Origin of the sequence: Erythrobacter sanguineus (assembly GCF_900143235.1) — a bacterium.
Taxonomy (GTDB): domain Bacteria; phylum Pseudomonadota; class Alphaproteobacteria; order Sphingomonadales; family Sphingomonadaceae; genus Erythrobacter; species Erythrobacter sanguineus.
The window spans coordinates 181,624-194,495 of record NZ_FRDF01000003.1; the positions used below are offsets into that span (position 1 = coordinate 181,624).

The following is a 12,872-nucleotide window of genomic DNA, read 5'->3' on the forward strand; positions in this document are numbered from 1 at the left end:
AGGGTGGTTACAGGTAATCACGTCGGAAACTCCCTCAGGCCGAAGGGCTGCCCATGCGGGTCGGCCTCATCGGGAGAATGCATGCGCCGCGGGCCGACCAGGGGCCCCAGCGCGGCAAGACCTGCCAGCAGCAGGGCAATTTCGAGCATGTAGACGGCGGCGTAACCACTTGCGCGGGTGGCGATGCTGGCCAGGGCATCACCGCTCTGCACCAGCACGGCGACAAGGTCGCGCAGCAAGCCGCCGATCGCAATGCCCGCACCGGCGCAGCTCGCCTGCACCGCGCCCCAGGCGCCCAGCGCCAGACCCGCGGTTTCGGTCTTGGCGATCGCCATCGCCTCCATCAGCGTGCCGACAGAGAACAGGCCCAGCCCGAGCCCGATCCCGAGCGCGCCGAGATATAGCATTCCGGGAGCCGAAAACGGCCCGGCGAACAGCACCAGCAAGAAGGCATTGATGCCAATCACGAGACCCCCACCCGCCAGCCGCAGCGGATCCCATCCGCGCGCCAGCCAGCGGCCCGATAGCATGAAGCCGATCAGCGAACCCAGCGCCCATGCGCCGGTCAGCCCGGTGGTCGCGCCGACCGACAGGCCAAGAATTTCGCCGCCATAAGGTTCGAGCAATGCATCCTGCATCGCGAAGCCCGCCGCGCCGATGCCGATGGCGGTTAGCAGCCGGGCATTGCGCCCGTCGCGCACAAATGACTGCCACAGGTCGGAAAAAACTGGAGTTTCACGGTCAGGCGCGGTCACTGCGGTATTGCGCGCTTCCTGCTTCCACAGGGCGATGACGTTGAGGATGATGGTCAGCACCGCGCAGCCCTGAATCACCTGCACCAGCATGGTCGCGCTGTAATCCATCAGCAGGCCGCCGATCACGAAAGCGGCAAACATCATGCCCACCAGCAGCATCACGTAAAGCAGCGCGACCGCGCGCGGACGCTTGTCCTCTGGCGCAAGGTCGGTGGCGAGCGCAAGGCCCGCGGTCTGGGTGACGTGAAAGCCGGTGCCGGTCAGCAGGAAGGCCGCGGTTGCGGCAACAAGGCCAAGCTCGAAACGCTCGGGCGCGCCCAGCAGCAAGAGCGCAAAGGGCATGATCGCAAGGCCGCCGAACTGCATCAGCGTGCCGAACCAGATATAGGGCACGCGCCGCCAGCCGAGCACGGAACGGTGGGTGTCGGACTTGTGCCCGATCAGCGCGCGGAACGGCGCAACCAGCAGCGGCACCGCGATCAGCAGCGCAACCAGCCAGGTGGGCGTTCCAAGTTCGACGACCATCACCCGGTTCAAGGTGCCATTGAGCAGCACCGTGGCCATGCCCACCGTCACCTGAAACAGCGACAGGCGCAGCAACTGGCCCAGCGGCAGGTCCGCACTGGCAGCATCCGCGAACGGAAGCAGGCGAAACGCCAACTCCGTCCAGTGCGGTGCAGCAGGGCGGGCCGGACGCTTCATCCGTGCCGCACCAGTTCCAGCGCCTGCGAGGTGTAGAACCCGCTCGAAATGCGCTGCGTGCGGCCGATGGTCCAGCCGGGCAGGCTGGCGAGCCGCTGACGCAGATCGCCTTCGGCGGTCGGCACGATGGCGGGCGAACGATCGGACTTCGGGAACACCTTGCCGACCTGATGCATCGTCGCCAGCAGCCGCGTGCGCGGGGCGAAGGTGAACAGGATCGAACGGGTGGTGCGCTGTGCCAGTTCGGACAGCGCCGCCACCAGATCCTCGGGCTGGTAATGGATCAGCGAATCCATCGCCACCACATGGGCAAAGGTGCCGAGATCGGGATCGAGCATGTCGCCAGCGCGCCAGTGAATGCGCCCATGGCCGAGGAACGAAGGCGCCCGCTCCCGCGCGACCTCGACCAGCCCTGCGGCCACATCAATGCCGGTTACATCGGCCCCGCGACACGCCGCCGCGACCGCCAGAGCGCCGGTGCCGCAGCCCGCGTCGAGTACCTTGGTGCGGCGCAGGTCGACCGGCAGCCATGAAAGCAGCGTGGCGCGCATGTCGTCACGCCCGGCGCGCACGGTGGCGCGGATGCCGCTGACCTTGGTGTCCGAAGTCAGATCGATCCACGCCTGACGCGCGGTGCTGTCGAAATAGGTCGCCAGCGCCTCGCGCTGGTTGTCATACCCGGAAGGCAGCCGCGTTGCCATTATTCAAACCCCAGGAAATCAAAGATGTCGCGATCCTTCATCGGCTGCGCGGTCGACGGATCGACGCCTGCCCACAGCATCGCTGCCAGCCGCAGATATTCGTCCTGCGCGGCGACCACTTCGGGATCGTCGCCCATTTCGAACAAGGTGCACTTTTTCAGGCGCGACCGGCGGATCGCATCGACATCGCGGAAATGGGCGAGGCGCTGCATCCCGATCTTGTCGCAGAAGCGGTCGATCTCGTCGGTTTCGCGGCTGCGATTGGCCACCACCCCGGCAAGCCGCACGTCGTAATTCTTCGACTTGGCCGCAATCGCCGCCACGATCCGGTTCATGGCGAAGATGCTGTCGAAATCATTGGCCGCCACCACCAGCGCGCGTTCGGCGTGCTGCAAGGGCGCGGCAAACCCGCCGCACACCACATCGCCCAGCACATCGAAGATCACGACGTCGGTTTCTTCAAGCAGGTGGTGCTGTTTCAGAAGCTTCACGGTCTGCCCGACCACATATCCGCCGCAGCCGGTGCCTGCCGGAGGCCCGCCCGCCTCGACGCACATGACCCCGTTATAGCCTTCGAACATGTAATCTTCGGGCCTGAGTTCCTCGGCGTGGAATTCGACCGTCTCCAGCACGTCGATCACCGTCGGCATCAGCTTTTTGGTGAGGGTGAAGGTGCTGTCATGCTTGGGATCGCAGCCGATCTGCAGCACCTTGTGACCAAGCTTGGAGAAGGCGGCCGAAAGGTTGGAGGACGTGGTCGATTTGCCGATCCCGCCCTTGCCATAGACCGCGAACACCTTGGCACCCTTGATCTTGTCGGCCGGGTCAAGCTGGACCTGAACCGATCCTTCGCCGTCGGGCTTGCTGAAGCTGGATTGGGGGCTGTGCAGGTTCATAGCTTACGATTCCTCGTTTTCATTCGCCCGCGAACACGCCTTCAAGGCGGTCCTCAAGCTCGTCATTGGCTTCGCGCAAGGCGGCGAGTGTGGCGTCGTCAGGCTCCCACAAGTGGCGGTCACAGGCTTCGAGCAGGCGGTTCGCCACCCGCGCCGAAGCCTTCGGGTTGAGGTCGGAGAGGCGCCGCCGCATCGCCTCGTCGAGGACGAAGGTCTCGGAAATCTTCTGGTATACCCACGGGGCGACCTGTCCGGTGGTGGCCGACCAGCCGAGTGTGCTGGTGACGTGCCCTTCGATCTGGCGCACGCCTTCGTAGCCATGTTCGAGCAGGCCTTCGAACCACTTGGGATTGAGCGTGCGGGTGCGGGTTTCAAGGTCAATCTGTTCGGCCAGCGTGCGCACCTTGGTGTTCCCGCGGGTGGCATCGAGGATGTAGACCGGGGTCTCCACGCCCTTGGCCCGCGCGACCGAACGGGTCACCCCGCCAAGTCCGTCGACATATTGATCGACATCATTGATGCCCAGTTCGATGCTCTCGAGGTTCTGGTAGGTGAAATCGACCGTGCCGAGCGCGCTCTGGAGCAGTTCGCGCTGCTGCATCGGCTTGCCCGAGACCCCGTAGGCAAAGCCCTTGTTGACCTCGAAGGCATTGGCCAGTTCATCAGGATCGGCCCAGACGCCGCCCGCGATCATCTGGTTGACGTTGGCCCCATAGGCGCCCTCGGCATTGGAGAACACCCTGAGCGCTGCGGTTTCGAATTCGCAGCCGTGCTGCGCCATATGGGTTAGCGTGTGCTTGCGGATGAAATTGGCTTCGTTCGTTTCCTCCGCCGCGCTGGCCAGCAGCGCGGCTTCGGCCAGCATCCGGGTCTGCATCGGCAGAAGATCGCGGAAGATGCCCGAAAGCGTCATCACCACGTCGATCCGCGGGCGACCGAGTTCTTCGAGCGGGATCAGTTCCGCCCCGCACAGCCGGCCATAGGAATCGCGCCGGGGACGAGCGCCCATCAGCGTCATTGCCTGGGCAATCTGCACGCCTTCGGATTTCATGTTGTCGGTGCCCCACAGCACCATGGCGATGCTTTCGGGGAAGGGCTGGCCGCCATTGACGTGGCGGGCGATCAGCTGCTCGGCCTGTTCGCTGCCCAAGCGGCAGGCATAGGCCGATGGCATCAGGAACGGATCAAACCCGTGGATATTGCGCCCGGTGGGCAGCACATCGGGGTTCACCACCACATCGCCGCCCGGCGCAGGCTGGACATAGCCCCCATCAAGCGCATGGATCAGCGCGCCCATTTCATCCGAGGAATCGAGTTTCTCGGCCAGCGCTGCACGATCTGGGGTGCCTTCGCCATGGCCGGCGGCCTCCATCATCGCGTCGAGCATGTCCTCGCGTGCCTGCCCTTGCGGATTGCTGCCCAGAATGTGCAGCCCGTGCGGAATCAGCGATTCTTCCATCTCGTAAAGCCGCGCGGGCAGCTCGCCGATATCGTCATAGGCGACATCCAGCGCCTCGCACTGATCGGCGATCAGCTGGGCGAGATCTGCGCGCTCGTCGGCGTGATCGGCATCGTCGATGGTGGCGCGCCAGCGTTCGACGCTTGCCTTCAATTCGGACAGGCCCTTGTAGAGTCCGGCCTGCGCCAGCGGCGGAGTCAGGTAGCTGATCAGCGTCGCGCCCGAGCGGCGCTTGGCCAGCATGCCTTCCGACGGATTGTTGGCCGCGTAGAGGTAGAAATTGGGCGTGTCGCCGATCAACCGGTCGGGCCAGCACTTGCCCGACATGCCCGCCTGCTTGCCCGGCATGAATTCCAGCGCGCCATGCGTGCCGAAATGCAGGATCGCGTGGGCGCCGTAATCCTCGCGCATCCAGCGATAAAAGGCGCTGAAGGCGTGGGTCGGGGCAAAGCCGCCTTCGAACAGCAGCCGCATCGGATCGCCTTCATAGCCGAAGCCGGGTTGCACGCCGATGAAGATATTGCCGAAATGCGCACCCTGAATGAGGATATGGCCACCATCGGCGAGCTGCTTGCCCGGCGCCGGGCCCCATGCGGCCTCGATATCCGCAAGATAGGTCTCGCGCCGCACGTGTTCGTCAGCGGGAACGCGGTGCGCGACATTGGCATCGGTGCCATAGCGTTCCGCATTGCCCTTGAGCAGGATGTCGCGCATCGCATCAAGGTTTTCGGGCACTTCGACGTTGTAACCTTCCGCCGCGAGCCGTTGCAGCGTGGCGTAGAGCGATTCGTGCACCGCCATGAAGGCTGCGGTCGCTGTTGCGCCTGAATTGGGCGGGAAGTTGAACACCACGATGGCCAGCTTGCGCTGCGCACGCTCGGCCTTGCGCAGTTGCACCAGCCGGACAGCGCGCGCGGCCAGTGCTTCGGCGCGTTCAGGGCAGGCCTGCATCGGCTTGGCCTTTTCCGAGGCCGGACGCGGGCAGTGCCGGTCGCAACCGGTGCAGCACGGGCCGGAATTGCCCGCCCGCCCGCCGAACACGCTCGGCACGGTCGAACCGTCAAGCTCGGGCAGGGCGACCATCATCGTCGATTCAAGCGGAAGCAGCCCTTGCGCCCGGTGCGCCCAGTCCTCGATCGTCTGGAATTCGATCGCATGGGCGGCAAGATAGGGAAGGTCGAGCTTGCCCAGCACTTCGCGCGCTGCGGCCGCATCGCTGTAGGCCGGCCCGCCTACCAGCGAGAAGCCGGTGAGGTTGACCACCGCATCCACAGTCGGGCGGCCATCGGGGCCGATGAAATATTGCTCGATCGCCGGGCGCGCATCCAGCCCGCTTGCGAAGACCGGCACGACCTTGAGACCGGCGGCTTCGAAGGCTTCGATCGCGCCGTCATAATGCGCGCTGTCGCGGCCCAGCAGGTAGGAACGCAGCAGGATCAGCCCGACCGTGCCCTCACGCCCTTCTTCGCGCGGAAGCAGACGCAGGCTTTCGGAAATGCGCTGCTGGGTGCGCGGGTGATAGACCCCGGTTTCGGGATAGTCGATCGGGGCTTCGGCCTTGGTGATACCGCGGCGATACATCCGCTCGCCCGCGGCATAGCGATCGATCAGCGCGCGGACCATGGCGACCACGTTCTCGTCAGATCCGGCCAACCAGTATTGCAAGGTCAGGAAATAGGCGCGCACATCCTGTGCAGTGCCGGGAACGAACTTGAGGATCTTGGGCAGGCGGCGCAGCATCTTCATCTGTCCGGCGCCCGAATTGGGCTTGCCGTTCTTGCCCGCGTTGCCGCGCAGTTTCTTGAGCAGCGCCAGCGGCCCCTTGGCTGGGGCGTCCATCCGGTAGCCGCCCATGCGGGTGAGTTTCACCACCTCGCCCGCCGACATCAGACACACCATCGCGTCACATTCCTCGCGCCGCGCTTCGAGCGCGGGCAGGATGGTGCGGATATGATCGTCGAGGAACAGCATCGTGGCGATCACGATGTCGGCTTCGGCAATGGCGGATTTGCACTTTTCCAGCTCCGCCGGTTCGCTTCCCCATTCCGAGGCGGCGTGGAGGCTGAGTTCGATGCCTTCGGGTGCCAGCATGGCATCGGCCCGGTCGACCGCGCCCTTCAGGTGGTTGTCGAGCGTGACGATCACCACCCTGACGGGGGCGTGCGGGTCGAGCGAGGAAGCCGAGGGAATGCTACCGTGCATAATGCGCCTTCGCGTCATAGAGGGTTTCAAGGTCGATCCGTGCCCGTCCCTCGGCAGCGGCATAGTTTTCGGTGTTGCGGCGCGCCTTGCCGCGCACGAAAAACGGAATTTTCCTGAGCTCGCGCTCGGCCTCGTCGGTCCAGGCAAACGCGCCGGTCTGGGCAGTATCTGCTGCCGGAGCGGGAATATCCGACAGTGGTGCTTCGGCCAGATCCGCCACTTGCGCGCCGATCATCGCCGGTTCCATCGCTGGTTCCATCGCCGGTTCGATTGCCTGCGCCATCGCCGGACGCGGCATCGGCCGCGGCGAATGGGCGGCGTGGTGCGATGCGCCGGCTTCGTCGGAGAATTCGAAATCCTCGCGGAACATGGTGAGCAGGTGCTCTTCCAGCCCCATCACCAGCGGGTGAACCCAGGTGTCGAAGATCACGTTGGCGCCTTCAAAGCCCATCTGGGGCGAATGGCGCGCGGGGAAATCCTGCACGTGAACCGGGGCGGAAATCACCGCGCAGGGCAGGCCCAGACGCTTTGCGATGTGGCGCTCCATCTGGGTGCCCAGCACCAGTTCGGGCGCGGCTGCGGCAATCGCATCTTCCACCGCAAGGTGATCATCGGTGATCAGCGGCTCGACCCCGCAACGCGCGGCCTCGGCCCTGATGTCGCGGGCGAATTCGCGGTTGTAGCAGCCAAGGCCGCAGACCTCGAAACCCAGTTCCTCACGCGCGATCCGGGCGGCGGCGACGGCATGGGTGGCATCGCCGAAGATGAACACGCGCTTGGAGGTGAGGTAGGTCGAATCGACCGAACGGCTCCACCAGGGCATGCGGGAAGAGGTGTCGCCGAGGGCAGGCGTGGGATCTGCACCTGCCAGCTCGGCGACGTCGGCGATGAAGGAGCGGGTGGCTCCCACGCCGATAGGGACGGTCCGCACCGCGGGCTGCGCGAAAGTGCGCTCAAGCCAGCGGGCGGCCTCATCTCCGATTTCGGGATAGAGGACGATGTTGAAATCGGCAGCGCCGATCCGTTTGATGTCCTCAGGCGTCGCGCCCAGCGGCGCGACAAGGTTCACTTCGACCCCGAGTTGGTCGAGGATCTTGTGAATTTCGACCAGATCATCGCGGTGGCGGAAGCCAAGCGCGGTCGGGCCGAGGATATTGGCGCGCGCCTTGCGGGCATTTTCGCCTTGGCCGCGCGGTTCGCGCACCAGGTTCTTGTCTGCAAGGTTGCGCACGATCTGGTAAAAGGTTTCGGCCGCGCCCCAGTTTTCCTTGCGCTGGTAGCTCGGCAGTTCAAGGGCGATGGCAGGGCACGGCAGGTCCATTGCCTCGGACAGGCCGCCGGGATCATCCTGAATCAGTTCTGCCGTGCAGGATGCGCCGACGATGATCGCCTGCGGATTGAAGCGGGCCACCGCCTCGCGCGCGGCATCCTGAAAGATCTGCGCGGTATCCTTGCCCAGATCGCGTGCTTCAAAGGTGGTGTAGGTGACCGGCGGACGCTTGCCGCGGCGTTCGATCATCGTGAACAGCAGATCGGCGTAAGTATCGCCCTGGGGCGCGTGAAGGACATAATGCAGCTTTTCCATCGCCGTCGCGACCCGCATCGCGCCCACGTGGGGCGGTCCTTCATAGGTCCAGACGGCCAGCTGCATTGTTCTAGACCTCCAGCAAGTCCCGGCGCCGCAGCGGCCGGGCAAAGAGTTCGGCAAGATCCGCAGCCTGGTCGAAACCATGGATCGGCGAGAAGACGAGTTCGATGGCCCACTTGGTGGTGAAACCTTCAGCCTCGAGCGGATTGGCAAGGCCAAGTCCGCAAACGGTGATGTCGGGGCGATCGGCGCGCACGCGATCAAGCTGGCGCTCGACATGCTGGCCTTCGCTGATGCGCACCTGCGGCCCGATCAGATCAAGCTCGCGGGCGAGATGGGCGCGGTGGAGATAGGGCGTGCCGACCTCGACCAGTTCCATGCCCAGCTCTTCCTGCAGGAAGCGTGCGAGCGGCACTTCGAGCTGCGAGTCGGGCAGGAAGCTGATGCGCTTGCCTTCGAGCTGCGGGCGCAGTTTGGACAAGGCGATGCGGGCACGTTCGCGGCCCGGCGCGACGACCTTGTCGAACAGCGCTTCATCAATGCCGAATTCGCTTGCGGCGGCACGCAGCCAGCTGGTGGTGCCTTCCGCGCCGAACGGGAACAGCGCATCGAGCCGCTTCGCGCCGCGCCCTTCCAGCGCCATCGCGGTTTCACCCAGGAACGGCTGCGCCAGCAGATAGCGGGTGTTGGGGCCGACGCTCGGCAGATCGCGGGCATTGCGCGCCGGCAGCACGCCGACCTTGTCGATGCCAAGCTGTGCGAGGATGCGGGTGAACTGATCTTCGACGATGTCGGGAAGGCTGCCGACGATCAGCAATTCCTTGGCGGCATCAGGCGCGCTTGCAGGCATCACCGGCACCAGCGCCGAAAGACACGCGTCCTCGCCTTGCGTGAAGGTCGTTTCGATCCCGCTGCCCGAATAGTTGAGGATGCGCACCCGCGGCATGTGGACCGCGCCCAGACGCTGGGCGGCCTTGGCCAGATCAAGCTTGATGACTTCTGAAGGGCACGAACCGACGAGGAACAGCGTGCGGATGTCCGGACGGCGTTCGAGCAGGCGGTTGACGACCCGGTCAAGCTCGTCCTGCGCATCGACCATGCCGGCCAGATCGCGTTCTTCCATGATCGCGGTGGCAAAGCGTGGCTCGGCAAAGATCATCACGCCCGCCGCCGATTGCAGCAGGTGCGCGCAGGTGCGCGATCCGACCACAAGGAAGAAGGCATCCTGCATCTTGCGGTGCAGCCAGATAATGCCGGTAAGACCGCAGAACACCTCGCGCTGGCCGCGCTCGCGCAGGACCGGGCGCTGGCTGTTCTGGCCGGGTGCCGTTTCGGGCGTATCGGCGCGGGCCAGTTCGGACGCGCAGCCATCAAGGGTGGCAAGCGGGCTCATGCGGCCACCGCCTTGTTCGAGGCTTCGCGAGCGGCGGCGGGCTGGGCGCCCTCCAGCCGGGCCATGCGCAGCTTCCACAGGAACTGCGCGGCATTGACAACGTAGACTGCATAGGCGGCGAGCGCGACTAGCATGCGCTGATCAAGGGTGCCAAAGCCGCCGAACAGCATCGTCAGGTAAAGCGTGTGCAGCGCCAGCACCAGCATCGAGAAGACATCTTCCCAGAAGAAGGATGCAGCGAACAGCCACTTGCCGAACACCACCTTTTCCCAGATCGAACCGGTAATCATGATGGTGTAGAGCACCAGTGTCTTGACCACGATCGAGACGTCGGCGGCAAAGGCGCCTTCTCCGGTGGAGAGCGTGCGCACGACCAGCGCCAGACTGACAAGAAACACCAGGAATTGCAGCGGGGCGAGCACACCCTGAACAATCGTCCAGACCGATTCGTCGCGCCGCACCCGCTCTTCAGCGGTGTAGAGCGCCCGGCTCTTCCCTCTCTCTTGGCCCACACCCTTCACCGTGGTTCCAGGTTCGACCGGGGATGCCTGATCCTTCCGAGTCATTGGTCGCAGTAGCCTTATGCTGTGTGACTCGGAGATTACGCCTGTTCCAACATGAGTGTCAACTAGATTGGACGTTTAGTTTTGTTGACGATTTTTGTCGTGGGAGTAACGTTGTTTGCGCCGCTCCCGAAAAAGGCGTAGACAGGATTCGCTGGCTATAGGGATCAGGGCCAAGGGCGCGTCGTTCGGGTGCGTTCATTACCTCCTGCGGAAGGGTGTTCCGCACGACCTGGGGAGGGTCTGGCGAATGGGAGATTCCAAGGCTTCGGGCATGTTCGGTGCCGGTTCGGCGGTCCTGCGAGGGGTGATTGCCGCACCGCTTGAACGGGTTCGCAAGAAAGCTTCGGGTTCCCGGGACGAGCCTCACGATTCGGTCAATGCCATGATCGAGGGCGAAATCATCCCGCGCCTGCTGATGGCCCACAACACCGGCACAGTGCATGCCATAGGCAAGCGCGACCGGCCGATAAGCCCCGATGATGCCTCGCGATTTGCCATGCTGCCATTGCGGCTTGAAGCGGCAAGCCTGCTTGAGGAAGTCGATGCGTTTATCGCCGATGGTGCCAGTGTCGAGACCATCTGCCTCGATCTGCTCGCCCCTGCAGCCCGGATGCTGGGCGTGATGTGGGACCGCGACGAATGCGATTTCATCGATGTCACAATGGGCCTGTGGCGCCTGCAGGAAGTGATGCGTGAAATCGCCGCGCGCTCGCCTGCCGACCTGCCTTCGCTCAACGTCCCGCGCAGCGCGCTGTTCGCGCCGATGCCGGGCGATCACCACAATTTCGGCACCCTCATGATCGAGGAAGTGTTCTCGCGCGCCGGCTGGCAGAGCGAGGCGCTGGTCAAGCCGGAGCGTCGCGAACTGCTCGATCGGCTTGCCCAGCGGCCCTTCGATCTGGTCGGATTGACGCTTGGCCGCGATTGCCCTAGCGCCGCGCTCGCAAATCTTGTCAAGGCGATGCGCAGTGCATCGGCCAACCCCGGGATTGCCGTGTTTGTTGGCGGACGAATGATCAACGAAAACCCGGCTATCGTCGAAGAAGTCGGGGCAGATGGCACAGGCGCTGACGCGCTTGCAGCGCTCGAAATGGCTGAAAGTCTGGTGAAAGCTCCCTCCCTCAGTTCCCAGAACCTGCGATAGGTTCGGCCCACCCATGCTCACCCGCAAGCACAGCATCGAAGGCAAGCACCCTTTTGAAAAGGCGGCTGACCTTTTTCAGTCACTGGATTCCGATGCGGCGATGAAGCTGGCCATGGTGGCGGGTGATGTCACATTGGTGCTCGACGATACCGGCACGATCCTGGACGCGGCGTTCGATCCGCGCGAATTTCCGGCCTTCACCGACTGGATCGGCAGCAACTGGATCGAGACTGTCACGGACGAAAGCCGCCCCAAAATCATGGAGATGCTGGCCGCTGCCCGGCGCGGCGAGGTGCAGCACTGGCGTCAGGTCAACCATCCTTCACGCGATGGCGAAGTGCCGATCCGCTATGCCGTGCTCAGCATCAATGGCGGCGCGAACCGCATCGCTTTCGGGCGGGATCTGCGCGAGGCGGGCAAGCTTCAGCAACGTCTTTTGCAGGTACAACAATCACTTGAACGCGATTACCTGCGGATGCGCCAGCTTGAGGCGCGGTATCGCATGCTGTTTGAACGCTCGACCGAGGCGGTGCTGATCATCGAGGCAGCGACCTTGCGCATCCGCGAGGCCAATCCGGCGGCACACACGCTGGTCGGCGCGCGTGCTGGCAGCCTGTCGGGCAAGAAGCTTCCGACGGTGCTCGACAAGACCTCGCATGATGCGTTGCAGGGGCTGGTGGGCGCGGCGCTGGTTTCCGATACGGTCAGCCCGACGCGGATCAGGCTGGCTCGCGGGGCGCGCGACGTGATGGTTTCCGTCACCGGATTCACCCAGGATCGCGGCCAGTTCCTGCTGGTGCGGGTGATCCCCGCGAGCGAGCGGGCGGTCACGCCTTCATCGCCGGTGCTGGATCTGGTCGACCACATGCCCGATGCTTTTGTGGTGGCCGACAGCAATCTTGAAATTGTCACCGCCAATGCGGCTTTCGTCGAGCTGTTGCAGGCCGCCAGCGTCGATCAGCTGCGCGGGCGTCACCTGTCGGAATCGATCGGTCGGCCGGGGATCGATCTCGACCTGATCGAAGGCCAGATCGACCAGCACGGCGCCGCGCGCAATGTCAGCACGGTGCTGCGCATCGGCCACGATGTCGAAGGCGAACCGGTTGAATTGTCAGCCGTAAGAACCGGCGGCGATGATCCCTATTATGCCTTCGTGATCCGCCCGATCGGGCGGCGCTTGCGTGACCTTCCACCGGGCTCGCAGGAACTGCCGCGCTCGGTTGAACAGCTCACCGAACTGGTCGGGCGGATGAGCCTCAAGGATATCGTGCGCGAAAGCACCGATCTGATCGAGCGGTTGTGCATCGAGGCGGCGCTTTCCTACACCTCGGATAATCGTGCCTCGGCGGCGGAGATCCTCGGCCTTTCGCGCCAGAGCCTGTACTCCAAGCTGCATCGCTACGGGCTCGGCAACCTCGCGGGCGACAACGACTGAATCGGACCTTGCGGCAGGCAAGCCGCCCCGT

At 64.4% G+C, this 12,872-nt stretch carries 9 protein-coding genes; 2 read left to right on the forward strand and 7 right to left on the reverse strand.

The features are described 5' to 3' along the window. Positions 1-17: 17 nt before the first annotated feature. From BUA05_RS03355 to bchF, 7 genes are read right to left on the reverse strand one after another with little or no spacing between them, the layout of a single operon-like run. Positions 18-1,457 carry a BCD family MFS transporter gene (locus BUA05_RS03355; RefSeq protein ID WP_072673238.1) on the reverse strand — a complete coding sequence of 480 codons (1,440 nt, stop codon included), beginning with the start codon at positions 1,455-1,457 and terminating at the stop codon, positions 18-20. Then, positions 1,454-2,158: a magnesium protoporphyrin IX methyltransferase gene (gene bchM, locus BUA05_RS03360; RefSeq protein WP_072673239.1), complete on the reverse strand. Its 705-nt coding sequence runs from the start codon at positions 2,156-2,158 to the stop codon at positions 1,454-1,456. Before bchM ends, BUA05_RS03355 begins: the two co-directional genes overlap by 4 nt. Further along, complete coding sequence (gene bchL, locus BUA05_RS03365) at positions 2,158-3,054, reverse strand: ferredoxin:protochlorophyllide reductase (ATP-dependent) iron-sulfur ATP-binding protein (protein WP_072673240.1); 897 nt, start codon at positions 3,052-3,054, stop codon at positions 2,158-2,160. The genes bchM and bchL overlap by 1 nt, the downstream gene beginning before the upstream one ends. A gap of 19 nt (positions 3,055-3,073) precedes the next feature. After that, the gene (locus BUA05_RS03370) at positions 3,074-6,715 is read right to left on the reverse strand and encodes a magnesium chelatase subunit H (protein ID WP_178139132.1); all 3,642 of its coding nucleotides are present in this window, start codon (positions 6,713-6,715) and stop codon (positions 3,074-3,076) included. After that, positions 6,705-8,366 (reverse strand): ferredoxin:protochlorophyllide reductase (ATP-dependent) subunit B, encoded by a 1,662-nt coding sequence (gene bchB / locus BUA05_RS03375; RefSeq protein WP_072673241.1) that lies wholly within the window; start codon positions 8,364-8,366, stop codon positions 6,705-6,707. The genes BUA05_RS03370 and bchB overlap by 11 nt, the downstream gene beginning before the upstream one ends. Before the next feature lie 4 nt (positions 8,367-8,370). After that, a complete protein-coding gene (locus tag BUA05_RS03380) occupies positions 8,371-9,696 on the reverse strand; it encodes a ferredoxin:protochlorophyllide reductase (ATP-dependent) subunit N (protein WP_072673242.1) in 1,326 nt (441 codons plus the stop codon). Next, entirely contained in the window at positions 9,693-10,262 is a 570-nt protein-coding gene (gene bchF, locus BUA05_RS03385) for a 2-vinyl bacteriochlorophyllide hydratase (protein ID WP_084662441.1), read from the reverse strand. Before bchF ends, BUA05_RS03380 begins: the two co-directional genes overlap by 4 nt. Positions 10,263-10,509: 247 nt before the next feature. Here bchF and BUA05_RS03390 point away from each other — a divergent pair, with 247 nt between their 5' ends. Together BUA05_RS03390 and ppsR are read left to right on the forward strand one after the other, a co-directional pair. After that, positions 10,510-11,406 (forward strand): cobalamin B12-binding domain-containing protein, encoded by an 897-nt coding sequence (locus BUA05_RS03390; RefSeq protein WP_245790066.1) that lies wholly within the window; start codon positions 10,510-10,512, stop codon positions 11,404-11,406. Positions 11,407-11,419: 13 nt separating this feature from the next. Beyond that, complete coding sequence (gene ppsR / locus BUA05_RS03395) at positions 11,420-12,841, forward strand: transcriptional regulator PpsR (protein ID WP_072673244.1); 1,422 nt, start codon at positions 11,420-11,422, stop codon at positions 12,839-12,841. Positions 12,842-12,872 lie beyond the last annotated feature (31 nt).